General features: G+C 44.7%; 18 protein-coding genes and 1 riboswitch. Of the genes, 10 read left to right on the top strand and 8 right to left on the bottom strand.

Annotated features, from left to right (window positions below; all coding sequences use genetic code 11):
- Position 1: 1 nt before the first annotated feature.
- Positions 2-640 (bottom strand): 2-polyprenyl-3-methyl-6-methoxy-1,4-benzoquinone monooxygenase, encoded by a 639-nt coding sequence (gene coq7 / locus IE104_RS09395; protein WP_189417756.1) that lies wholly within the window; start codon positions 638-640, stop codon positions 2-4.
- Between the two features lie 148 nt (positions 641-788).
- Between coq7 and IE104_RS09390 the strand changes: the two genes are divergently transcribed.
- From IE104_RS09390 to IE104_RS09380, 3 genes are all read left to right on the top strand, one after another.
- Positions 789-2,270, top strand: a complete 1,482-nt coding sequence (locus IE104_RS09390) for a Ycf46 family AAA ATPase (protein WP_189417755.1) — start codon at positions 789-791, stop codon at positions 2,268-2,270.
- Positions 2,271-2,362: 92 nt separating this feature from the next.
- Positions 2,363-2,587 (top strand): YgaP family membrane protein, encoded by a 225-nt coding sequence (locus IE104_RS09385; protein WP_189417753.1) that lies wholly within the window; start codon positions 2,363-2,365, stop codon positions 2,585-2,587.
- Entirely contained in the window at positions 2,588-3,115 is a 528-nt protein-coding gene (locus tag IE104_RS09380) for an RNA polymerase sigma factor (RefSeq protein ID WP_189417751.1), read from the top strand. It abuts the gene before it with no gap.
- Positions 3,116-3,175: 60 nt separating this feature from the next.
- On the opposite strand, the gene uca is transcribed toward IE104_RS09380, so the two are convergent.
- The 6 genes from uca to IE104_RS09350 all read right to left on the bottom strand — a co-directional run bounded on the left by uca (position 3,176) and on the right by IE104_RS09350 (position 11,240).
- On the bottom strand, positions 3,176-6,778 hold the full coding sequence (gene uca, locus IE104_RS09375) for an urea carboxylase (RefSeq protein WP_189417750.1): 3,603 nt from the start codon (positions 6,776-6,778) through the stop codon (positions 3,176-3,178).
- A 301-nt stretch (positions 6,779-7,079) separates the two neighbouring features.
- Entirely contained in the window at positions 7,080-7,736 is a 657-nt protein-coding gene (locus IE104_RS09370; RefSeq protein ID WP_189417748.1) for an urea amidolyase associated protein UAAP2, read from the bottom strand.
- An 11-nt stretch (positions 7,737-7,747) separates the two neighbouring features.
- Positions 7,748-8,482: an urea amidolyase associated protein UAAP1 gene (locus IE104_RS09365; RefSeq protein ID WP_189417746.1), complete on the bottom strand. Its 735-nt coding sequence runs from the start codon at positions 8,480-8,482 to the stop codon at positions 7,748-7,750.
- On the bottom strand, positions 8,479-9,267 hold the full coding sequence (locus IE104_RS09360; RefSeq protein ID WP_189417745.1) for an ABC transporter ATP-binding protein: 789 nt from the start codon (positions 9,265-9,267) through the stop codon (positions 8,479-8,481). The genes IE104_RS09365 and IE104_RS09360 overlap by 4 nt, the downstream gene beginning before the upstream one ends.
- Complete coding sequence (locus IE104_RS09355) at positions 9,267-10,085, bottom strand: ABC transporter permease (protein ID WP_189417743.1); 819 nt, start codon at positions 10,083-10,085, stop codon at positions 9,267-9,269. The genes IE104_RS09360 and IE104_RS09355 overlap by 1 nt, the downstream gene beginning before the upstream one ends.
- Positions 10,086-10,169: 84 nt before the next feature.
- On the bottom strand, positions 10,170-11,240 hold the full coding sequence (locus IE104_RS09350; protein ID WP_189417741.1) for a putative urea ABC transporter substrate-binding protein: 1,071 nt from the start codon (positions 11,238-11,240) through the stop codon (positions 10,170-10,172).
- A 154-nt stretch (positions 11,241-11,394) separates the two neighbouring features.
- A riboswitch (guanidine-I (ykkC/yxkD leader) is annotated at positions 11,395-11,517 on the bottom strand.
- Between the two features lie 49 nt (positions 11,518-11,566).
- Between IE104_RS09350 and IE104_RS09345 the strand changes: the two genes are divergently transcribed.
- The 3 genes from IE104_RS09345 (at position 11,567) to IE104_RS09335 (ending at position 14,782) form a co-directional block, all read left to right on the top strand.
- A complete protein-coding gene (locus IE104_RS09345; protein WP_189417740.1) occupies positions 11,567-11,815 on the top strand; it encodes a hypothetical protein in 249 nt (82 codons plus the stop codon).
- A gap of 165 nt (positions 11,816-11,980) precedes the next feature.
- Complete coding sequence (locus IE104_RS09340; protein WP_229837757.1) at positions 11,981-14,422, top strand: DUF1631 family protein; 2,442 nt, start codon at positions 11,981-11,983, stop codon at positions 14,420-14,422.
- Positions 14,423-14,425: 3 nt separating this feature from the next.
- Positions 14,426-14,782, top strand: a complete 357-nt coding sequence (locus IE104_RS09335; RefSeq protein WP_189417737.1) for a PilZ domain-containing protein — start codon at positions 14,426-14,428, stop codon at positions 14,780-14,782.
- A 62-nt stretch (positions 14,783-14,844) separates the two neighbouring features.
- Here IE104_RS09335 and IE104_RS09330 read toward each other — a convergent pair whose 3' ends face one another.
- The gene (locus IE104_RS09330) at positions 14,845-15,816 is read right to left on the bottom strand and encodes a hypothetical protein (RefSeq protein WP_189417735.1); all 972 of its coding nucleotides are present in this window, start codon (positions 15,814-15,816) and stop codon (positions 14,845-14,847) included.
- Between the two features lie 255 nt (positions 15,817-16,071).
- Between IE104_RS09330 and IE104_RS09325 the strand changes: the two genes are divergently transcribed.
- The 4 genes from IE104_RS09325 to IE104_RS09310 all read left to right on the top strand — a co-directional run bounded on the left by IE104_RS09325 (position 16,072) and on the right by IE104_RS09310 (position 25,099).
- Complete coding sequence (locus tag IE104_RS09325) at positions 16,072-17,565, top strand: tryptophan halogenase family protein (RefSeq protein WP_189417733.1); 1,494 nt, start codon at positions 16,072-16,074, stop codon at positions 17,563-17,565.
- 243 nt (positions 17,566-17,808) lie between these two features.
- The gene (locus IE104_RS09320; RefSeq protein WP_189417731.1) at positions 17,809-20,214 is read left to right on the top strand and encodes a glycosyl hydrolase family 95 catalytic domain-containing protein; all 2,406 of its coding nucleotides are present in this window, start codon (positions 17,809-17,811) and stop codon (positions 20,212-20,214) included.
- A gap of 119 nt (positions 20,215-20,333) precedes the next feature.
- Positions 20,334-23,228: a TonB-dependent receptor gene (locus IE104_RS09315; protein WP_189417730.1), complete on the top strand. Its 2,895-nt coding sequence runs from the start codon at positions 20,334-20,336 to the stop codon at positions 23,226-23,228.
- 173 nt (positions 23,229-23,401) lie between these two features.
- Positions 23,402-25,099, top strand: a complete 1,698-nt coding sequence (locus IE104_RS09310) for a DUF5597 domain-containing protein (RefSeq protein ID WP_229837756.1) — start codon at positions 23,402-23,404, stop codon at positions 25,097-25,099.
- Positions 25,100-25,285: the final 186 nt, after the last annotated feature.

Genomic DNA, 25,285 nt, shown 5'->3' with positions numbered 1-25,285 from the left:
CTTAGAGTTTGTAGCTTGTCGTAGTCATAGCTTTGGATACCAGCGTCATCAGTCCTTTCACCGGTGCAGGGAATCGGTAGCCTCCAGCGCTTAACGCCATATCTGCGTGACGGGCCTCGTCGGATAGCATTTGTGAAACTACCGCGCGGCTTTTTTCATCCTGTGCGGGCAACTCTTCCAAATGCTTTTGCAGATGTTGGCAAACCTGGTCTTCCGTTGCGGCAACAAATCCCAAGCTCACTTTATCGCTTATCAAGCCTGCGCCCGCGCCAATCGCGAAAGATAAGCCATACCAAACCGGATTCAAATAACTCGTATGGCTGCCCAATGCATCCAAACGCTCCTGGCACCAAACTAAATGATCAATTTCTTCCGCAGCGGCGTGTTCCATCTCCGCGCGCACGTTTGGCAATTTTGCTGTCAACGCCTGGCCTTGGTAAAGCGCCTGCGCACAAACCTCTCCTGCATGATTAACGCGCATTAAACCCGCGGCATGACGCCTCTCTTCAGCACTTAATTCATGCTCGGTTAGGTTTTTAGCAGGGGAAGGGCGAGCAGCGTGTTGCTCGGCGGCTGTAAGGGTGCGCAAGGCGCGGTCGGCGCGGCTGATAAATTGATCAATGGCGGTGAGCTGGCGCATTTGGGTTACCTCGGGGTTCAAACATAAAACAGATTGTAACTAAAAATTACGAGCAAGGCTTTGTTTGGGATCAGTTTTGCTGCTGAAAGCTAAAAGTTCTGGCACTATTAAGATCATTGAAAAAACATAATTACTCTGCGAGGGACAAGTGCAAGACGTCAACGAATTAAAACTCCTGCTCGATTCGCGTATTCCTTTGGTCGTAATCGAAACCTTCGAAGAAAAGAAAGCGTTGGATGTACTCTCCATGGTTGCCAATAACCAGGGGCGCGATTTGCATCGTTGGTCCGTAACCGATGGTTTAACCCGAATTAATTTTGGCCCGCAACTGGTTCCCAAAGGCAGCGAATTAAATCAGGTGGAAGAGGCGCTCAAGCACATCAAAAATCAAACACAACCCGGCATTTACGCGCTTTGCGATATTCATCCGTTTTTAGAAAACCAACCCAATGTTGTACGTTTGTTAAAAGATATAGCGCTCAATCATTTTGCGATGCCGCATACCCTGGTTTTTTTAAGTTTCCAATTACGTTTGCCGCCAGAATTATCGCGCTACAGCAGTTCCTACACGCTTGCTTTACCAAGCGATGATAAAATCATGGAAGTCATTCGCGAAGAAGCTAAAGTTTGGTCCGATAAACACGGTGGTGTGCGTGTAAAAACGGACAATCTCACGCTCAAAAAATTGATGAACAATTTACAAGGTTTGAGTGTGAGCGATGTGCGTCGTTTGGTACGCATGGCAATCTGGAGTGATGGCGAGTTATCAGAAGTTGACGTGCATGATATCAATAAAGCGAAATTTGCTTTGTTAGATATGGAAGGCGTAATGAGCTTTGAGTCAAACGTAAAAGATTTTTCCCAAGTGGGCGGCTTGCACAATCTAAAACGCTGGCTTATCACACGGCGCGATGCGTTTATTTCTGAAGACAGCAAACTCGATATGCCCAAGGGTATTTTATTACTCGGCGTACAAGGTGGCGGTAAAAGTTTAGCTGCAAAAGCCGTGGCCGGTTTGTGGGGCTTGGCGTTACTACGTTTGGATATTGGTGCGCTCTACAACAAATTTCACGGCGAAACCGAACGCAATTTACGCGAAGCATTAAAGCTTGCTGATGCAATGTCTCCCTGCGTCATTTGGTTGGACGAAATTGAAAAAGGCATGGCTCAAGATGGCAATGACAATGGTACTTCACAACGTTTGCTTGGAACCTTATTGACCTGGATGGCAGAGCGAAGAACTAAAGTGTTTATTGTTGCTACCAGCAACGATATCTCCAAGTTGCCGCCAGAGTTAATCCGAAAAGGTCGTTTGGATGAAATATTTTTTGTCGATTTGCCCGATGCCGATGTGCGCAAAGATATTTTTATTATCCATATCAACAAACGCAATATGCTCGCTACCGAGTTTGACGTAAACAAACTCGCCAACGCAACCAATGGCTTTTCAGGTTCAGAGATTGAGCAGGCAATTGTTGCTGCCATGTACACGGCAGCAGCGAGTGGAACCAAATTAACTACAGAAATTTTGCTGCAAGAAATACTTAATACCAGTCCACTTTCGGTGGTGATGGCGGAACAAATTGCGCGCTTAAGGTTGTGGGCTGCTGATAGGACGATCCCAGCTTAATATTTTTTTAAACCCGCGAACCGAAATCCAATTTTAGCTCCTCTTATAGTGTGTACAAGCATTGTGCTTGTTTAATCACATTGGAGAAGCCTATGTTCTATCGTAAAAATATTCCGGGTTGGGAACGCGCGTTGCGTGTTATCGTCGGTTTTTGCACCATTGCTTTTGGTCTGTTGGGAATGTCAGCGTCGCTCTTGGCTTACCTGATTGTTGCTACAGGTTTGACGGCTTTATTAACGGGATTTGTAGGGTTTTGTCCTATGTGCGCCATGGTGGGGCGAAGGTTGGATAGTGAGCCGGGTAAAGAGAAGCCATAAATGACTCAGCACGATTCGCGTTTTGATGCAGCTTTGTTGGACGCCGCCTGTAAAGGAGATCGTGAGGCAATTATTGCTTTGCTGAAAGTGGCACAGCCTGATATTCGTCGCTACGCAAAAGTCAGCTGCAAATTACAAGATGTGGACGATGCGGTACAGGAGTCCTTGTGGCTGGTTTACAACCGTATTGGAACCTTAAGGGCGGTGACTTCATTTGCAGGTTGGTTATTTGCAATTGTACGACGTGAGTGCATGCGCCTTATGCGTAAGGTGTTTATAAAGACTGATGATATTTCTGAGTTTAATGATGATCCTGGGCTTACATATAGCCATCAACTGGAGTTACGCCAGGATTTATCGCGTGCTATCCAATCGTTACCAGAACATTATCGCGAAGTGGTTTTATTGCGTGATATAGAAGAGCTATCGGTGAATGATATAGCATTGCTGCTCAATTTAACGCGTGAGGCTGTTAAGGCAAGGCTACATAGGGCGAGAATGATGGTAAGGGAATATCTATTGGATTAACAATAAGGTTTGTAGCAAAATCGGATGTGAAAATTCAATCTCACATCCGATTTTTATATATCAGTTTTCCAGCACAACCAATGTTTGTCCTGCTTGCACGCGCATCCCTTCTGTTTTTAAAAGATGTGTTACCTTACCCGCGCAAGGTGCTGTGATATTGATTTCCATTTTCATAGATTCCAATACCAGCAACACATCACCGGCTTTAACATCTTGTCCAACACTCACTGAAGATTGCCACACGCTGCCAGAAACTGAACTGTCTACGCGAATAGCATCTTCAGGAATTTCTATTTCATCGGTTTCTTCCGCTAATTCTTTCTGTTCGTAATTGAACTGTCCGTTGGCGTGCCAGCGTGCCAATTCTTCATCAAACGCTTGTTCGCGCTGTGCCGTAAATTTAACGATAGATTCGTCGTTATCTGCAATGAATTTTTCGTATTCGTGCAAACTGAATTGGCTTTCTTCAATTTTTATAGAGTAACGGCCTTGCGGAAAGTCGCGGCGAATTTGCTTAAGCTCGTCGCTACTCACTTCGTAAAAGCGAATTTGATCGAAGAAATTTAATAACCATGGTTGTTTAAATTCTGCGGTTTTGCGGTAGCGATTCCACATTTGCAATGTGCGCCCCACAAATTGATAGCCGCCGGGGCCTTCCATGCCATAAATACACATGTAGGAGCCGCCAATACCTACAGAGTTTTCTGCAGTCCATGTGCGCGCCGGATTGTATTTAGTGGTTACCAAACGGTGACGTGGGTCAATCGGTGTGGCGACAGGTGCGCCGAGATAAACATCGCCAAGTCCCATCACCAAATAAGATGCATTGAAGACTGTATCTTTAACGGCTTGGATAGATTCCAATCCATTTATGCGACGAATAAATTCCAGGTTACTCGGGCACCAAGGTGCATTATCGCGTACAGATTGGATATATTTTTGAATGGCTAATTGGCAGGCTTCGTCATCCCAACTCAATGGGATGTGTACAATGCGTGAAGGAACACTCAGTTCCGATAGTTGTGTAATAAGTTCCGTTTCACCGTGCTGCAAATGCGCGAGCAATTCGCTAAGTGAAATTTCCTGGCTATTGTAATGAATTTGCAGTGAGCGAATTCCCGGCGTCAGTTCGCGCAAACCTGTTACGGGATTTTTCTGCAACCACTGCATCAATGCATGCGCACGGAAACGCAATTTAATATCGAGTTCAAGCGCGCCATATTCAACAAGTAGGAAATGATCACCTGCCGCGCGATAAACAATATCGTCACCGTAAGTCGCTTTCGAAAGTTGCGCAACAATCGGAGTATAAGGTGTAACGGTAACCCAATGTGCTTCAACAGTATCCAGATTTTTTAAATTCGCATTTTGGATTTTTTCGATGCTAACAGCATCATCAATACTCACCGCGACAAAGCGAATTTTATCGCCCGCCCGCAATTGACCGAGCTTCCAAAGATCTGCAGAAATCACAGTGGCGGGGCAAACAAAACCACCAAGCGATGGACCGTCTGGTCCCAGAATCACTGGCATATCGCCAGTAAAATCTACAGTACCAAATGCGTAGGCATTGTCGTGAATATTGGAGGGGTGCATACCTGCTTCGCCGCCAGAAGTGCGCGCCCAGTTGGGTTTGGGGCCAATCAAGCGAATACCTGTGCGGCTGGAGTTGTAGTGAACTTCCCAGTCAGCATTAAAAAAAGTATCTATGTCATCAGCGGTAAAAAAATCTGGCGCACCATGTGGGCCGTAGATAACGCGAATTTGCCAGTTGTTATTAATGAGAGGCTTTAATAAATCTGGTAGAGCGCTTGATGTTATCGAAGGGTTGCAAGTTTCTGCATCAAGTGCGAGAACATCGCCAGCGCGTAAAGCGCGACCGTTGTGACCGCCGAATTGTCCAAGGGTAAAGGTTGATTTCGCACCTAAATAATCCGGACACTGAATGCCGCCAGCGATACAAAGGTAGGTGCGCGCACCGCGATCTGTAATGCGGCCAAGATGTAATTGTTGGCCTGATTTAATGGTAATGACTTGGTTTATGGAAATTGTTTCGCCATCGAGTTTTGCATCTATAGAGGCGCCAGTTAAAACGATTTGGGTATCGCACCCAAATTTCAGAATAGGACCTTGCAGGGTAATTTCTAAACCTGCTGCGCGTTCGTCGTTATTTAATAAACGGTTTCCCAATCGGAATGAATAATTATCGAAGGGACCTGAGGGCGGAACGCCTACGTGCCAATAACCTGTACGAGCGGGGTAATCCTGAATAGTGGTTTGCGTTCCACCTTGAAGTACATCGATACGTGCCGGTTTAAAACTAAATTGATTTAAATAACGCGTGGTCATAAGACCTTGAATCAGCGTTTCATCTTTCAGCAATGTGCGTAAATAACCCAGATTGGTTTCAATACCGTAGAGTTGGGTTGCGTTTAACGCGTGGGAAAGTTTGCGCAAGGCATCATTCCGGTTTTCACCGTGCACAATAATTTTTGCGAGCATAGGATCGAAGTAGGGCGGTACTTCAATGCCGCTTTCAATCCAGGAATCAATACGCAAGCTATTGTTGGTTTCAGGAAATTCAACTTTACTTAACAAGCCTGCGCAAGGTTGAAAATCGCGCGCGGGGTCTTCGGCGTAAACACGCACTTGTATGGAATGCCCTTTTGCTACTAGTGGTGCGCGAAGACCTTTCAAATCGCCTAGTTCACCTGCAGCCTGGCGGAGCATCCACTCTACTAAATCAACACCATAAACTTCTTCGGTAACGCCGTGTTCAACTTGCAGGCGAGTGTTCACTTCAAGAAAATAAAACTTGTCGTCTTTTGAATCGTAGATAAATTCAACGGTACCGGCGTTGCGATAATTGACGGAGGCTAATAATTTTTCGGCGGTCAATTGCATTGCGTGGCGCTGTGCTTCTGGCAAATTGGGCGCGGGGCACTCCTCAACCACTTTTTGGTTACGACGTTGGCTGGAGCAATCGCGTTCGCCAATAGCAACAGCCGTACCCTTGCCATCGCCAAAAACTTGCACTTCTATGTGGCGTGCGGCGGCAATGAATTTTTCCAGAAAGACACCATCATCGGCAAAGTTATTTTTACCCAAGCGTTTGACGCTTTCAAACGCGCCAGTTAATTCGGCTTCGCTATTACACAATTGCATGCCAATACCACCGCCACCGGCAGTACTTTTTAACATAACGGGGTAGCCGATACTTGCTGCTGCTTGTACTGCGTCTTCAAGGTTTTTTAAAAGATCTGTGCCGGGGCAAAGCGGAACATGAGCGGCTTGCGCAAGTTCGCGCGCTTTATGTTTTAAACCAAAGGTAATCATTTGTTCGGCCGTAGGGCCAATAAAAATCAAGCCTGCCGCTTCGCATTCTGCAACAAAACCAGAGTTCTCGCTCAAAAATCCATAACCGGGGTGAATAGCTTGCGCACCAGTCTGTTTTGCAATTTCAATTATTTTTTTGCGATCCAGATAGGTTTGTGCCGCTGCGCCTTCACCTAATGAAAAAGATTCATCGGCAAGACGAACATGCAAACTGTCTGCATCTGACTCGGCGTACACAGCAACAGATTTGATGTTCAGTTTTTTAAGTGTGCGAATGATGCGGGTGGCGATTGCTCCGCGGTTGGCGATTAAGACTTTGCTAAACATTCTTTGCTCCGGCAGGTCGTCCCGCTGGTTTTTTTACGACAGTGGTCGTCCACTGAAGATTTATTTATATTGTTTGCCTGCCGCTGGCCTCACTTTTCTTTGCTTCACCAAAGAAAAGTAAGCAAAAGAAAGGCGACCCAGCGAATTTCTGATCCTGCGTTTCTCAGGCGCTAACGAGCCGTTTTGACAATACTTCCCTGTATTGTCAAAACTAAAATAGGCGTCCTGCCTATTTTGCTCTACCGCCTTGCGATGCTCGGGAAATTCACATGGGAAGTCGGTGCCATCGCAGTTCATTAATTTAATTCCAAACTAATACTTCAATTGGCGTTGGATTGTATCCGTTACATGGATTATTCAATTGTGGGCAGTTTGAAATTAGCATCACAATATCCATTTTCGCGGTCAGTTCTACATATTTGCCGGGCGCGGAAATTCCATCTTCGAAGGTCAAACCGCCTGAGCTAGTTACGGGTACGTTCATAAAAAAATTAATGTTGTGGGTGATATCGCGTTTGCTAATACCGAATTCAGGGTGTTCTGCTACGGCGAGCATCCAGCTATCGCGGCAGGCGTGCATGCAGCGTTTTTCCAAACTGTAGCGAACGGTATTGCTCTCGGTTGCGCATGCACCGCCGAGGGTATCGTGGCGACCGCAAGTATCGGCAACGATTTCCAAAAGCTCGCGATTGGTGTTGGATATTAACTTGGTGCCAGCAGTTAAATATAAATTTCCTTGAGTGCGAATTGTGTCCATAGCGCTGTAACGCTCGCTTGGGTCTTTTGCGTTGTAAAACAAAACATCCGCAGCCTGGTTTCCTTCGAGGTCAACAATACGAAAGGTTTGGCCTTGTTTGATTTCACCTAAAAAATAATCACCCGCTGCAACGTAATGACGAGCGTTGGCATTGTCCGGATTTAATTTGCTTTCTATTAATTTATTTCCAATGAGAGACATGTGGTTTACCCTTAATTGGCCGCAAGATAATAAAGTGCGTTATTTTGGAATCCGCGTTGGTTTTCGGGGCGGAAATTTTTGCAGTAATCATCTTCACCCACAGGGTCTGCTTCACCTAATTCAATTTGTACAGGTTTGAATGGGTAAGCTTTCTCTTGATTAAGTGGATGAGGGCATGCATGTAATAACAGGAGTGTGTCCATATCAAAGCGCAGGGTTACAGAATTCCCCGCAGCTTGATTTTTGGTGTCGAGTTTTATGTTGCCACTATCATCTGCAATGACTTTACTGAACCAGTTAATGTTGGCTGCCATATCCGCACGGCCCAAACCATATTTTGCAAGTTCTACTAAAAATGCATCGCTACCATTTTGCAACCAGCTGTTACGATCTTTTTGATAATCGCGTTTGCCAAATTGCTTTTCTATTTGTTGCGCGTTGCTATTTCCGCACACCGTATCGTGCCAATTGCCTTCGCCGTTGGCTGAATAATCTTCAATAATCGAAGCAAAAATCCTACCCATGTCAGAGTACAAGCAGTTGCCGCGCTGTAATTTAAACGTGTGTTGGCATTTAAGCGTATCGGGCGCGTTGTATCTTTCTAATAAGTTACGTGGGTTGTAAAACAGCATGCCCACATTTGCGCCGCCTTCTAAATCGGTAATTTTCATAAGGGTGCCACGACGCACCTCGAGCGACCAATGACCGTTACCAAGAATTGTTGTGGTATAAAAAATCTTACTCATAGTGCGATCTCTGCTGCTTTTATTTCTTGCGGTACTTCTGTTTTTTTGCGGGTTACCGGTAAGTCGTAAGTAATATTTGCGCCGTAGGCCTCCGGTGAATGTGGGTCGCGGCGTAACTTGTCGAATACCCACAAGCGTGTGCCTAAATAAAAACCTTCACTTAAATCGTGGGTCACCATAAATACAGTGAGATTGTGTTCGCGCCAGAGTTTTAAAATTAATTGGTGCATGTCGGCGCGAATGCCCGGGTCGAGAGCGCCAAAAGGTTCGTCGAGCAATAAAATTCTGGGTTGGCGAATTAAAGCCTGTGCAATGGCTAGGCGTTGCTTCATGCCGCCAGATAATTCATGCGGATATTTTGCTAATGAAGGTGTTAAGCCAACAGACTCTAATAATGCTTTTGCTTCATCAATAACTTTTTGTTTTTTACCACCAAATAATTTTCCTATTAACGGCGAATGTTCAAATTCACGTGCAAGGATAACGTTTTCTAAAACTGTTAAATGCGGAAATACAGAGTATTGTTGGAATACTATGCCGCGCGATTGATCGGGTTCGTTTGGAATTGGTTTTCCATCTAATAGTAATTCGCCAGATGTAGCTTCTTCCATACCTAATAACATTTTTAGGAAGGTGCTTTTTCCGCAACCTGAGGTTCCTACCATAGTAATAAATTCACCTGCGTATACGCTGATGTTGATGCGTTCCAGCACTGTATTATTACCGTACTTTTTCCACAGATTTTTTGCGGTGATTAAAGGCGTTGCTTGGGGCGTAACAGACATTAATGCGCTCCTTGGTGATGCCATCTAAAACATTTTTGGCTGGTTTTAAGCAAGAGCCAATCGATAATAAAAGCGAGCAAAGTAATCCACGCGACGTAAGGTAAAATTACGTCCATTGATAAATAACGACGCACTAAGAATATGCGGTAACCAAGACCATCAGTTGATGCTATAGCTTCTGCTGCAATTAAAAATAACCAGCCGGAACCGAGCGTTAAACGAATTGAGCTAATTAAACGCGGCATGAGCTGTGGAATATAAACGCGCAATAAAACCTGTAGCGATGATGCGCCTAATGTTTGCGCTTTAATAATTTGTTCTTGCGGGATTTCAAGTGTGCTGCGCTGTATATCGCGTGCAATGCATGGAGCAACACCAATAACTATAAGTGCGACTTTGGATAATTCATCTAACCCAAACACAATAAATAAAATCGGTAGCAGCGCCATGGGCGGTACAAGTGAGATAACGGTTAGCAAAGGTGACACGGGTGCATGGAATGTCGGAATTGCGCCAGTTAATAATCCAAAAGTAAAACCAAAAACGGCTGCAATCACAATGCCGAGCAATAAACGTTTTAGGCTGCTGTAGGTATCTGTCCAAAATAAATATTCACCAGTGCGTTTACTGGGTTCTAACACATAGCTATTTAAGGTTTCGCCCATTTGGCCAAAGCTGGGAAGTAACTTATCTGTGGCGTTTTCTGCCAAACGTGCATCAGAGGCCACAATATAAATAAGAATGATGAGTGCGAAAGGTAGTATACCCAGCAGCCATCGTGTTGATTTAGAGGGCGTTAAGTTAATAAGCCGTTTCATAAGCAAATCCCGAACATTTTTTATTTTGTTTTGTAGGTGAGTGGAGCTCCACTCACCTTGGAGGTTTCAAATACGCGGAGTAAATTAAAGTTTGTTGTCGGCTGCTAATTGCATGTAGGTCGTATCAAAACGCAGCTTCACGTTTTTGCTATCGCCGTAAATACCTTTAGGGCCTTCGACACCAATGGTTGCTGCATCTTTTGCTTTCTCACCCAGCAAGCCGTGCGAGAAAGAAAATTCTGCAACTTTTTTCATGGTGCTTAGGAGTGCATCGCTTTTTGTAAACTCGACTGCTGATGCAGGGGTATAAAACATTTTGGTGGTTTTGAGTTGTGAATCAAAACCGGCAAGGTCAGTGCTGGATGCTTTAGCCATTGCAGTACGCGCTGCAATTCCTTTGGCATCTTGAGCGCTCATAGTGCTCATAATTTCGTACCAAGCGCCCACAAGAGCTTTACCTAAAGCAGGATTCTTTTTAAGAGTGGCAGTATTCACCACAAACAAATCCATAATTTCACCGGGAATTTGCGAGGAGTCGAACACTTTACTGCTGTGTGGTTGTGACAGGATTTCACCCACTAAAGGATTCCAGGTGGTTACCGCTGTTACGCTTTTGGTACCGTATACCGCAACCATATCGGCATCAGATGTGTTAACAACTTTCACATCGGCTTCTTTTAGCTTCACGCTTTCCAGCGCTCGTGCTAACAAATAGTGAGACACGCTCAACTCAACCAGATTTACGTTTTGGCCTTTGATATCTTTCAGGGTTTTGTTATCACCTTTGAGGATGACCGCATCGTTTCCGTTTGAGAAGTCGCCAACAATTAAAGCCGTGCTATCCACACCGCCAGCGGCTGGAATAGTCAGTGCGTCCATATTCGTCATGGCGCAGGCATCAAATTGACCAGCGGTATATTGATTGATGGATTCAACGTAATCGTTGATTTGTGTAACTTTGATTTCTATCCCGTATTTTTTGGCCCACTTGTCGACAATCTTTTGCTCAGCGGCGTAACCCCAGGGCATCCAGCCAACATAGATGGACCAGCAAACGTTAAAGGGTTTGGCTGAAGCAACTGCAGAGGTAAAAAGGAGGGCGGAAGCCAAGAGGGTTTTGCCGAACAGGCGTTTGGTGAGAGCAGTAGAAAGCATGTAAACCTCCAGCGGTTTAGATTACAGGGCTGTTATCGGGACTCAAGACTGAGCCTTTTTATAAAGCTGAGAGCACTCTGGCGATTAAAATCTGTACAAACGGCGGACGACGACAACATCCTCACAGGTTTGCTAACAGGCTTCTCGGCCAACTATCTCCCGGGCTTTTATCCCGCCGTGTAACCTCATTGGCTTGCGCCGCTGGGGTCGAAAGCTCTCGGACCAGTCACTGTCTTCCCTAAGTTAGGAAGAAGCCGGAACCCTAGCTTTCTATTGTAAAACGTCGAATATTCCAAACCACTCAGAGTGCGGATCAGGTATATCTCGTGAACGGTATGAATTTAGCAATATGGATACCAACTTGCATTCAAGCTGTTAAAGCCTATAGCCACAGCCTAAAAAGCCGGAAAATGGGTGATTATGGTGCGCTTAGGTGGTGCAAGCAGGTGTTTTTATGTTCTTTTGTGGTGCGCAAATGGCGTCTTGTTCTTCAAGATACTTCTAAATTTGCGCCATCAAGCTTGATGAAAATATTAATTTTTGTTGAATTAGGTGACGCAATCCTCATTTTGTAGCCAAGATGTGAGAAACTGCTAGAATTAGAAAGCGCAACTTTAATCAATAGAAATAGCCCGGGTCGGATGATCGCTTTACAAGCTGTGGCTCCAAAAAAGGACTTCAACACTCTAGTGGGAAGATTAGGACATATGAGAGTTATGGATAAAAATGCAGGAAAATTTATGCAGAATTTAGGGTCGTTTGGCGCCGATGCCAATAAGCGTTCGAGTCCTTCGCTTGCTCCTATGTCAGAGCAAATTGTGATTCAACATCTCAAGCACTGCCGCGACCTTACCCGTGGTTTTGCCTATCGCGTATTCCCTAATTTTTGGCGGCATTGGTGCAAAGAAATTTTAGAGCACGCTGAGCAAGCCAAATCCAACAAAGAACAGCTTGCCTTATTTGAAGTACAAAATTTAATCGCTGCGGTGCAGCAGCCTGCTGAGCAGGAATTTTGCCAACACTTAGGCAATGGTTTTGTAAAATTTAAAAATAAAACTTTGAATACCTTGACCGGTGAAGAACGCTTTACCGGCGATATGCTGTCTTTGGTTGAACACTCTGATCTTGAAGAAACAATCGCAATCACTTCAATTACACACCGGGCTGAGGGTTTTTACGCTGAGCAACTCTGGTCGCTCCAACAGCGCCTCGCGTTATTGAATGATGGTGAAAAATTAGACGAAAGAAGCAATCCCGCTAGCCCTGTGCAGTTCTGTGAGGCTTTGCGTAAAGTTTTAGCTAGTTTGGATATGGATGCCAAAACAAAAATTATTGGCTACAAAATATTTGATCAAGAAGTTATTGGGCAGTTGGAAGGTCTTTATGACGAGATCAACCAATATTTGATTCACCAGAATCTATTGCCGAATTTACGCTTTGTGCCCAGTTCTGATGGCGCTTCCAGTACGCGCTCTGCCTCTGAAGATCAAGTTGCAGATGATCCCTTAGATATAAATCCGCTGGGCGAATTACCGGGTCAGTCTTCTGTAGACCCTATGCACCGCCGCGCAAGTGATCGTTTGCTTAGCGGCACACTTAATCCTTCAGATGTGCAATACCAAAGCAGTTTATTAAATGCGATTAAATTATTGCAAGCGCACATCACTCATCAAGGGCATGGCGGCCAACAAACTGTGCAACAAGCACCGGTTGCCGCCACAGGTTTCGCACCGCGTCCTGCAGGTGAATATTCTGCGGTAGCAGATTCCTCTTATAACCAGCACCCGCAACATATATCAGCGCAAAATTTGCGTGTGTACAGCACTGATCAATTAGTTGGTGTGTTGGATGGTTTGCAAACCACTACGCTAGTCACAACCCAACAGGTTTTTGACAATGTAAGCGCGGGCGTTCCGACCTTGGCACCGCAGCGTGTGCAAGAAGTCAGTCAGTTGATGATGCAGCAGATCGCCAGGGAAAATGAAAATGGTGCTGTTGAAGCAAGCGATATGCAAACCATCGATTTGGTGGGTATGTTGTTTGAGTACATGCTGTCTGACGAACATTTGCCTGATTCAGTGAAAGCATTGCTAAGTTATTTACACACTCCCTTTCTTAAAATTGCTTTTATAGATAAAGATTTTTTTGAACAACCAGAGCATCCAGCGCGTGTGTTATTAAATAGTTTGGCAGAAGCCGGTGTGCGCTGGGTAAGTAACGATGGCAGCGACCAGTTTGAAATTTTTAACAAAATTAAAGTCACTGTATTCCGCTTGTTGGAAGATTTTAAAAACGATGTGCGTTTGTTTGCAGAATTGTTGATTGAATTTAATGCATATACCCACAACGTTGCGCGTCGTCAGGAGTTAATGGAGCGTCGCGCTTTGGAAAAAGCGCAAGGCGAAGAAAAGTTACGCGAAGCAAAAGTGCAAGTTAACAACGCCGTTCGTAGCCGTACAGATGGCCGCGATATGCCTTCTGCAATTTTGTTGCTGCTATTGCAGCCCTGGTCTGATTACCTGTCGTTCGTGTTGTTGCGTTACGGTGAAAACTCCGATTCATGGCAGCGTGCTGTGAGTGTGGTAGATGATTTATTGTGGAGCCTTGAGCCTAAAACCTTGCAGGCAGACAAGGTTAAGCAAATGGAAAAACAAGATTCGCTGATTGCGGCGCTTGAACATGGATTTGAAACCATTGGTTACGAACAAGCCAAAGGCCGTAAATTAATTGATGCGGTTGTCGCATTGCAGCGCTTGGCATTGCAAAGTAAAAAAGCCGAATCTGCACCGGCACCCATGCGTACCAAATTGGAAAGCATGGCGGCAGAAAAAGCCGGCCAAACAACCGAGCTATTGCAACCTCAAACTGCTGATGAAACTAAAATTGTCGATAGTTTGAAAATGATTGAGTTCGGTACCTGGTTCGAATTCGACGGCGGCAAACGTTTAAAAGTGGCTTGGTTCAATCAAAAAACCAATCACTATATGTTAGTGGATCAGCAAGGTAGAAAAGTGTCGCTAATTGCGGGCTTACAATTAGCGCGTGAAATGATTTCAGGTAAAGCGCGTGTGATTGCAGGTAGCACTAAACCATTCTTCGAGCGTGCGCTGGAAAATATTTACCAAACACTCAATGAGCGTGCCGGCAATTTAACGGCTGAAGTAACCCGTATAGGTGAGTAACTTATGAGTGATTTATCGTCGCAGAATTATGATCGCGCCATGCATCGTCACCCTATTAGTGGTGACGTAGATGTTTATGACAGCTTGCGCGATATTTATATTGGTCGCTTGGTGAATATTCACACTCAAGGTTTGATGTTGGTGGGCGATGTCCCTTTGGAAGAGGACCGCTTGTATGAATTGGATATGCATATACCGCACGAAAACGGTAAGCAAGTATTACGTATAGGCGTGGATTGTTTGTGGACCCGCGCCGCTGATCAAAACGGTAAGCACTGGACGGGTTTTAGTATTATTGATTCTACACCCCACGCAGCGGAAGAAATTCATAAGCTAATTCAGTCTTGGGGACAATTTTAATGCTGAGCTGCTTACAGCGTTAAGCTTGCTTCCACATGGGTTCACGTCTACTGGATTGCAAATTAATTTATCGCCATTAACCAATTTTCAATTTCATCGTTATGCCAGCGTTCTATCAGCGCAGTCCCTTCATCGACACTGTTTAAATACATATCAATAATATCGGTCGCAAGTTCAAATAAACGATTACTGTCAGCCGCGATTTTTCCTTCCCTTAATACATCCTGCTCAATCATATTCAATAAGAATGTCAGCTTGATTTCATAGCTTTTTAATTGGCTCAATAGTGGGCTATCTTTTTCTAAAATACTTTCCATTCGTTTGGATTGATGGCGAAGCTTTTCGTTGTTCACGCGAGTGCATTGGATAACGTAACGCAATTTGCTGGCGTAATCTGAATCGCAATAACCCAGTGCTGCGGTGTAAGTTGCAAGCGCACGAATGCGACCAATTTGCTCGGCAACAGAAGGCATTAAACGAGTAGAAAAGTGCAAGACCTCCAGTTGTTTAAATCGGTTGGGATAAACAGCGGAGGTTGCATAAATTTGCGTGGGCTCATTATTGCTCGCCAGAATCGCTGCAATAGGTTGCTCCATTTGCTTGGCCAAAGACGCAAGCAGAGCGAGTAATTGTTCGATCAAATGACAGTGCAGTTCATAATTATCAATCACCGAATCTTCCTGCCAATCGTGGCTAATGGTAAGCCAGGCGCTGTGCAGGTTTTCCTGATCCCGCTGCGGCAAAAGCTGGTGGCTACGGGCAGTAAAGGCGCTGAATAGCTCAAGACGCTCCGCAATCTGGCGTTGCAGCTTGGTAAATTCTTCACGGAAGAGGGCGTTTCCACCCAGCAAGCCCATGCTCATACCACGGTGGCGTTGTACCGCTTTAACCATATGGTTGAGCTGTTTGATCAAATTTAATGCATCCAATCGCTGGTGAAAGAGCTCCGTGAAGCCTTTTGTCAGGGACTTATCGGTAGTTGCTGGTGCAATTGATTTGTTCGGGTGTCTCATAGTGGTGCTAGTGCTCTTCATTTTATGTCCTAAATGAGGTCGTAACCGCCAAATTCCGCTGGGCTTGAGGACTTAAGGGTGATGTAAATGAGCAGAGCAACACTTATGCCAGAACCGGATGTGTTTAGTTTAGGTAACTTTACATGCAGCTGTTTCGACTTTGTATGCGTTTAAAGAGCATCATACGACTCAAAATTAGCATATAGATAAGATTAAATTTGACCCATAGGTAGTGTTTGTGTGTAAAATAAATTTTAAATATAAACAAGGGTTCTTATGGCGAAGCCAATTGAGAAGATTGTCATTGTGGGCGGCGGAACGGCGGGCTGGATGGCTGCCTCAGCCTTGTCCCAATATCTCAAAGACAAGCCAGTCAGCGTTCAATTAGTTGAATCTGATGTGATTGGTACAGTGGGTGTTGGCGAGGCGACTGTTCCCGGCATCAAGTATTTCAACCGCCAGTTGGGAATTGGCGAGCGAGACTTTATCAACGCGACCCAGGCGACGTTTAAGCTCGGCATAGAGTTTAAAGATTGGTATACCAAGGGGTCATCTTTTTTTCATCCGTTTGCTGATTACGGTATGCCTATCAATGGGCAATCTTTTTATCAACATTGGCTTCAGCTGCACAAAAACGGCTATGAAGGTGCCTTGGAAAGCTTTTGCCTCTCTACCCAAATGGCTCTTGAGAACAGGTTTTCCCTGCCTGATGCCGAGCCGGCATCACCACTCACAAGATACAACTACGCCTATCATTTTGATGCATTTTTATACGCAAAATTTTTGCGTGAGTATGCCGAAGCTCGCGGCGTGCAACGCATTGAAGGCATGATTTCATCGGTGACGCTGGACGAACATTCGGGCTTCGTCAAAGACGTAGTGCTGGCAAGTGGCCAGGTTGTAGCGGGTGAGCTCTTTATCGATTGCTCTGGATTCAAGGCGTTATTGATAGAGGGAGCGCTGCGTACGGGCTATGAGGATTGGAGCCATTGGCTTCCCTGTAACAGCGCTGTCGCCATGCAAACGGAGAATGCTGAGGCACCGGTTCCTTATACATGCTCAACCGCACGGGAAGCTGGCTGGCAATGGAAAATTCCTTTGCAGCATCGCGCTGGCAATGGCTACGTTTACTGCGATAAGTATATTTCTGATCAAGAAGCCATCGACACTCTGCGAAAACATGCAAGCGGCCGGGCCCTGACCGAACCCCGTGTTATCAAGTTCACTACAGGTGTACGAAAACAATTCTGGAACAAAAACTGTGTCGCATTGGGGCTGGCGAGCGGATTTTTAGAGCCGCTCGAGTCAACGAGTATTTCTTTGATTCAGACGGGAATTGATAAATTGCTAAATCACTTCCCCGACGCGGATTTTAGCCCTGAGCTGCGTGATGAGGCCAACCGCCTCAATTTGCTGGAGTATGCACGCTTACGGGATTTCCTGATTTTGCATTACAAAGCTAATAAAAGAGGCGATACGCAATTCTGGTTGGATGTTCAATCCATGGATATACCCGAGATGCTAGCGGAAAAAATCAAACGTTTCCGGGCTGACGGCACCCTGATCACTTATGACCAGGAAACCTTCCAGGATGCCAGCTGGCTGAGTATGTACAACGGTTTCAAAATCATTCCCAACCAAACAAGCATTTCGCTGTCCGGTACAGAGCGGGATTCCCTGGCCAGGATGCTGGAAAAAATGAAATCCGCTATTGCGGGTGGAGTGGGATACGCACCGCTTCATCATGAGTTCCTCAAGTCCATGGCGTAACAGGCGCTTTGCTTCCGCCATTGAAAGAAGGTCACCTGTAAGTAGGTGACCTTACTCCCTTCGTTTTACACCTTAAATTCTGCTTAAAATTTCATCTGCAAAAATAAGTTTATTTGAAGTTATTATAAGTAATAAATATTGCATCTATAAAAAAGTTATCTTAATATACTGCAAATAGTCATAAATACCATATATACGACAAATTCTTTAATTCCACACTTCATAAAAATTACAGGTACATCTATGTGGGATAGATTATTAGCGGCATTTCATCGTTTCTACTTGCACCGGCCGAGTCTACTGCTCGTGCTTTTGAGTGCCCAATCGCTAGCCTTTGCTGCCGAAATCTCTGCGCCTGCTTTGAAAATTACCTTTGATAAACCTGCTACCGACTGGGAGCGCGAAGGCCTACCGATTGGTAATGGCGCATTAGGTGCGGTGGTAATGGGTGGCGTCGATGTCGAGCATCTGCAATTTAACGAAAAGACACTGTGGACTGGCGGCCCCGGCTCAAAGCAGGGTTACGACTTTGGTATTGCTGCGGAATCGCAAATTTCAAAATTAGCTGCGGTGCGTAAAGCCTTGGCTGAAAAGGGTGAAATGGACCCAGAGGCAGTCGCGAAGGAACTTGGTCATAAAACAACAGGTTATGGCGACTATCAAAATTTTGGAGAACTCACGCTAGGTTTTCCGCAAGCCTCAGCAGTTAAAGATTATCGTCGTGAATTAGATTTAGATAATGGCTTGATTCGCGTGACCTATACACAGGACGGCGTTCATTATCTGCGTGAATATTTTGCGAGCTTTCCCGATGGTGTGATTGCGGTTCGTCTCAGTGCGGATCAACCTAAAAAAATTAATTTTACAGCTGCGTTAACGATCCCTGATAACCGTAGCCTGAAAACTCAAGTTAAAGATGGCCGTATCAGTGCGCAAGGTGCATTGAATGATAATGGTTTGCTGTATGAAGCAGCTGTACAAGTCATTGCAGACAACCACGTCCTTAATAAAGACAAGGTAGTTGAAGTTACTGCTGCAGATTCAGCGCTAATCATTTTAAGTGCCGGTACCAATTACGCACAGCAATATCCTGTTTATCGCGGCAAAGATCCGCACGCTGCGGTTGCCAGCAAGTTAGATAAAGCTGGAAAAAAATCTTTTGAGCAACTTCTGAAAAATCATCAAACCGATTATCAAAAGCTATTTAATCGCGTCTCCCTGGATGTTGGTCAAACTGAAAATCAATTAACGACACCAGAGTTGTTAGCAGGTTATCGCAAAGGTAACGCGAATTTAGATCGCACGTTGGAAGCAACTTATTTTCAGTTTGGTCGCTATCTTATTATTTCGTCTTCACGCCAGGGTTCTCTGCCTGCCAACCTGCAAGGTGTTTGGAATCGGACCAACACTCCGCCATGGAACGATGATTATCACGTAAATATTAATTTGCAGATGAATTACTGGTTGGCTGAAACCACTAACTTGCAAGAAACATTACCACCACTTTTTGATTTTGTTGATTCACTGGTTGCTCCTGGCCAAATTGCTGCCAAACAAATCCTGGGCGCAAATGGCTGGACACTTTTCCTCAACACCAACGTTTGGGGTTTCGCTGGCGTTATTGAATGGCCAACTGCTTTTTGGCAACCCGAAGCGGGAGCCTGGATGGCGCAACATTATTACGAGCACTATTTATTCACTGGCGATAAAAAATTTCTGCGCGAGCGTGCCTATCCCTTAATGAAAGGTGCAGCACAATTTTGGTTGGATACTTTAGTAAAAGATCCACGCGACGGTAAATGGGTAGTGTCGCCCAGTTTTTCACCAGAGCATGGGCCTTTCGTAGTTGCTGCTGCTATGTCGCAACAAATTGTGTTTGATGTGTTGCGCAACACATCCGAAGCCGCAGCGATTTTGGGGGATAAAAAATTCGCACAACAAACGGCAGACGTTCTTGCAAATCTGGATTCTGGTTTACGTGTTGGCAAGTGGGGGCAGTTGCAGGAATGGAAGCAGGATATTGATGATCCAAAAAATCAGCATCGCCATGTTTCACATTTGTTTGCTTTGCATCCCGGGCATCAAATTGATGCTTCAAAAACGCCCGAATTATTACAAGCGGCGCGCACAACATTAAATGCGCGCGGTGACGGCGGAACCGGCTGGTCGCAAGCCTGGAAAGTTAATTTATGGGCGCGTTTGCTCGATGGAGATCGCGCGCACAAAGTATTATCTGAGCAGCTCACCATTAGCACTTTGCCAAATTTGTGGGACAACCATCCACCATTCCAAATTGATGGCAATTTCGGCGCAACTGCTGGTGTTGCCGAGATGTTGTTACAAAGTCAAAACAATCAAATTCAATTACTTCCTGCGCTACCAAAAGTATGGGCCACTGGTGCTGTAAAAGGTTTGCGTGCTCGTGGTAATTGGGTGATCGACATGCGCTGGGAAAAGGGTTTGCTGCAGGAGGCGCAATTAACTTCAGGATTAAGTGGTCAGGTCACGCTGAAAAATTCCTTGTTGGAAAAATCATTTGCGCTGATTGAAAAAAACAGCGGCAAAAAAATTGCTATAGACGTGAAAGGTGATTCAGGAACTTTTGCAGCAGAAGCAGGAAAAACTTACATCTTAACCAAAAGCGAGTAGTGGCTTTTTAAATATCGCGCGATGGTTAAGAAGGAGTGTGGGAGTTGCAAGGCAGTCACAACAATAAGTGACGTGAATATCTAGGGGTAGTTTCAAATTATTTTAACTGGAGAAAGACAATGATAAATAAAAACCAACAAACATTTTTGAAAAAGAGGTTGCCGGTATACATCAAGCTTGCGTCAAGCATGTCGCTGGTGTTCGGTGCTATGGGCTCCATGCAGGCATTTGCCGCAGAAGCCGCTGAAGGAACCGAAGAGATTGTAATCACTGGCCAGCGTGCCAGTGTGCAAAGTGCACAAGAAGTTAAGAAAAAGTCTAACGTTATAGTGGACTCAATTGTTGCAGAAGATATTGGTAAATTACCGGATCGCAGCGTGACCGAAGCCTTGCAACGTGTACCGGGCGTTTCCGTTGGTCGCTACACCAACAACGATGCAGAACACCCTGCCGCTGAAGGTAGTGGTGTGGCGATTCGTGGTTTAACGCAAGTTCGCGCCGAATTAAATGGCCGCGATGTTTTCTCTGCAGCAAGTGGCCGTGGCTTGAGCTTTGAAGATGTTCCTGCGGAATTGATGTACGCCGTAGATACTTACAAAAGTCCATCTGCCGATATGATTGAAGGCGGCTTGGGCGGTACTGTGAATTTGCGCACTCGTATGCCGTTTGATTCGGCAGGCCAGTTGGCAAGTTTCACCATCAAAGGTAACTACGGTGATCAAATTAAAGAAACCAACGGCGAATACTCTGGCTTGTACAGCAATCGCTGGTCTACTGATGCAGGCGAATTCGGTTTCTTAATCGATTTATCAACATCTAAATTAGCTAGCCGCTCAGATCAGGTTTACTCACGTCCATTCTTGCCAAGAACTATTGACGGAAAAGCTGAGTGGGTTTCCAAAGGTGTGGATTGGCGTCGCAACGATTATTTCAGTCAACGCGATGGTAAGTATGCTGCGTTCCAATGGGCACCTAACGATCAAACCGAAATTTATTTGACGGGTTTCCAAAGCAAACTTAAATCAGAATACGATGAAAACGCGTTCTTTTTAAATAGCGCAAACGGCGATAACGCTATAGTTCCTGCCAGCCCCAAAAATTGGCAATACGGCGCAAACGGCGAAATGATTTCGGGTGATGTTACCGTTGCTAATCCTGCGGATTGGGGTTTGAACTTTGGTACCAGTACACGTTGGACACCAGGAACTTCCACCACCACTGATTATTCTACCGGCATTAAATGGTCTCCAGATGATCACTGGAAATTCTCTGCTGATTTGCAATACGTAAAAGCAGAAGCCACCAAAGATGACTACACGCTCGGCGTTATTTTGTTCCCGCCAACTGCTCGCTTGGAAGGTGTAGGTACGGAAGACGCATCTATTTATATTGATCCGAAGTACATGACCAATTACGCGAACTACACGCTTGGTCAGGCTATGACTCACTTCGAGCGTAACGAGGCAGATGCAAAAACCGGTCGCTTTGATGCTGAATATAGTTTTGATGATTCCATCATTAAATCTGTTAAAGCCGGTGCGCGTTATTCAGAGAAAACCGCTGACAATATCAACACTGGTTACGATTGGAAAACCCGTTATGATTCATGGACTGCGGGCGGTGGTAACAGAAACCAAATTACCAAAGTTACTGCGGATCAAGCCAATAAATACCTGGCTCTGTATTCGTTCAATAATTTCCAACGCGGTGATGTGCAAGTTCCTGCAGCGGGTTACATTTATTCCGAAAATGCGGTGAAAAACTTCTGGGCAACTACTGAAGGTGTAAACGCAGGCTGTAACGATTGGTATTGCGGTAATGATAAGAACGCGTTGAAAAACGAGGCTTATAGAAATACCCAGGAAGAAAAAACAGCATCAGGTTACGTGATGGTTAACTACGGCTTCGACGATTTGTCTATGCCTGTTGACGGTAACTTCGGTGTGCGTGTTGTCCAAACTGATAACGTTGCTCATGGATATTTAATAACGAAGTTAACTAAAACAGCAAATGGGACTGTTGTTCTTCCAGATAGCGCAGCTCCTTTTGATGCTAAGAATGATTATACACACGTGTTACCAAGTTTTAACTTGAGAATGAAAGCAACAGATGATGTGTTCATTCGTTTTGCCGCGTCTAAAGCGATTTGGGCTCCAAGTTTCTCAGACATGCAAGCTCGAATTACATTAGGTGCTAATCTAAGAGAAGGTTTGACTTCTTCAAATAACGTTAGTGATTACGTCTATACTTTAACTCATGATACTAATCCATATTTGGAGCCAATGACTGCAAATCAATTCGATCTTTCGGCTGAGTGGTATTTTGATGATAAAGGCGGCATGGCGCACTTAGCACTGTTTAACAAAAAAGTGGATAACTTCTTTAGAAGAGGTAGCTCAAACTTTAATGTCAATGGATATGTAGGAGAGGGCACTTGGTTAGCTAATGTAGGTTCAGGTGATATCAACGGTGCTGAATTTGGCGTAAGCAAATTTTTCGACACTTTGCCTGCTCCATTTGATGGCCTTGGCGTAGATGTAAACTACACCTATATCGATAGCAAAGCTAATATTCCACTGCCTGAACCTGGTACTGGAACTGGTGCGGGTCCTATAGACACCGATAAAACTCGATATGGCCAAATGCCAATCGATCAGTTGTCTAAAAATGCATTCAACGTTGTGGGAATGTATGAAAAGGATGGCATCTCTGCGCGCTTGGCTTATTCATGGCGTAGCAAATACTTGATCGCCTGGGGCAGCAACGGATTCAATCCTGATTTCCCTGACGGATCTGGTAAAGCCGCTATCCCGATTTACAACGATGATTACGGTCAATTGGATGCATCTATTGGCTACACCTTCATGGATAACTACACAGTTACCCTGGAAGCCAGTAACCTGTTGAAAGCAAAAACCATCGGTATTATGGATCAAAATAAAGCAGGCGATCATGTTGCATATTCCTATGCGCAAGATGCTCGTTACTCAATTAGTTTGAGAGCTAAGTTCTAATTTAGTTTGCTATTTTGATGCATCGATAAACCCTGTATCGTGAAAAGCGCTACAGGGTTTATTTTTGACATTTATTTAAGATTGTTGTGCTGGGCATAAGCGATGAATTTGCTAATATAGAATTCTTGTCTATTCGTAATCATCAACAATAAAAACATCCAACCGAGGTCTCTATGTTTAAGTTGTTAAGTCTCCGTCGAACCCTTATTTCTGCTGTGGCGGTATTCGGTTTTATGCTGAATTCAATGGGTGCGCAAGCAGCATCAACTCCGGAATTTGTCTCTAAAAATGGTCGCCATGCGCTCATGGTAGATGGCGAACCTTTTTTAATGTTGGCTATGCAGGCAAATAACTCCAGCAATTATCCAGACACCTTAAAATATGTTTGGCCAAGTTTTGAAAAAATGCACGCCAACACCTTGGAAATTCCTGTTGCCTGGGAACAAATTGAACCGACTGAGGGCAAGTTTGATTTTTCTTATGTTGATACATTGTTGCAGCAAGCGCGTGAACATAATGCACGTTTGGTTTTATTGTGGTTCGGTAGCTGGAAAAATAATGCACCGCACTACACTCCGGCATGGGTTAAATTAAATAACGAACGTTTTCCACGCGTAGTTACCAAAACCGGCGACACCTTGAATTCGTTATCGCCCTTGGGAAAAAATACGCTTGCGGCTGATAAAAAGGCGTTTCTACAATTGATGACGCATTTGAAAAAAGTAGATGAAAAAAATACAGTCATCATGGTACAGGTACAAAACGAAGCTGGCACCTGGGGTGCAGACCGCGATTATTCCACTATGGCAAATGCTGTATTTAACGCTCCAATTCCTGCAGAACTCGTTAAAAAAATTGGCGTTAAGGCAGGCACTTGGCCAGAAGTTTTTGGTAAAGATGCGGATGAATTTTTCCATGCCTATTACATTGCCAAATTTTGCGAGGAATTAGCTTCTGCAGGTAAAGCAATCAAACCCTTACCCATGTATACCAATGTTGCTTTGCGCGATCCTTTCAACCCAACCTTTTGGGAGAAAGGTGGTGCAACTGATAATGTAATTCACATTTGGAAAGCAGCAGCACCAAGTTTGGATGCAGTAGCTCCGGATATTTATAATCCAGATCACAAAACAGTGTTGAAATGGTTGGAACAATATTCACGTAACGACAATCCACTTTTTGTTCCCGAAATTGGAAACAGCCAACCTTATGCGCGCTACTTTTTTGATGCTCTTGGTAAAGGCGCCGTGGGTTTTGCTCCTTTTGGTATGGACGACACTGATTACGTGAATTATCCCCTTGGTGCAGATAAATATGATGAAGAAACCATCGAAAACTTTGCGCAACACTATCGCGTACTTGCACCTATGGCTCGCGAGTGGGCTAAATTAAGTTTTGAAAATAATGTATGGGGAGCGTCAGAGCCTGTTACTACTGATGCGCTTAAAAAATTGGCGGCGAAGCCTGATGCAACCAAAGAGGAAAAAGAAGCCGCTAGTAAAAAAATTGCAGAAGCTGTAACGCAGACTTTAGATTTAGGTAGGTGGAATGCAGAAGTGACCTATGGTCGCCCGATGTTTTTTACATCGCCACCCGTAGGAAATGATGTAGCCAGCGGCGGCGCCTTAATCGCGCAATTGAGTGAGAATGAATATTTGGTTACTGCATTTAAAGCTCGTGTTGAATTTAAGCCTTCTACCGAAATTAAAGATTCAAAATACATGATTGACCGTATTGAAGAAGGTCATTTTGAAAAGGGTAAATGGGTGATGGAGCGAGTTTGGAATGGCGACCAGACAGATTGGGGGTTGAACTTTGCGAAGCGTCCACATGTGTTAAAAGTGCGAATGGCAACCTATAAAGTAAAATAATTACGCGCTTGGAAAAAGTGTACTAAGCTTCTATAAGATTCAACGTAATTAAGTTCATCGTGACTATAAGGACCCTCTGTCGCCAGCCGCAGAGGGTTTTTTTTTGTTCAGATATGTAACCCGATTCTTAGCAAAACTAAACTCGAGATGGATTTAATCTGGCTATACTTTAAGCATGTAACTTTG

The sequence above is a fragment of the Cellvibrio zantedeschiae genome, from assembly GCF_014652535.1.
Taxonomy (GTDB): Bacteria; Pseudomonadota; Gammaproteobacteria; order Pseudomonadales; family Cellvibrionaceae; genus Cellvibrio; species Cellvibrio zantedeschiae.
The sequence above is the reverse complement of the archived record's forward strand: the minus strand, read 5'-3'. Positions and strand labels throughout refer to the sequence as shown.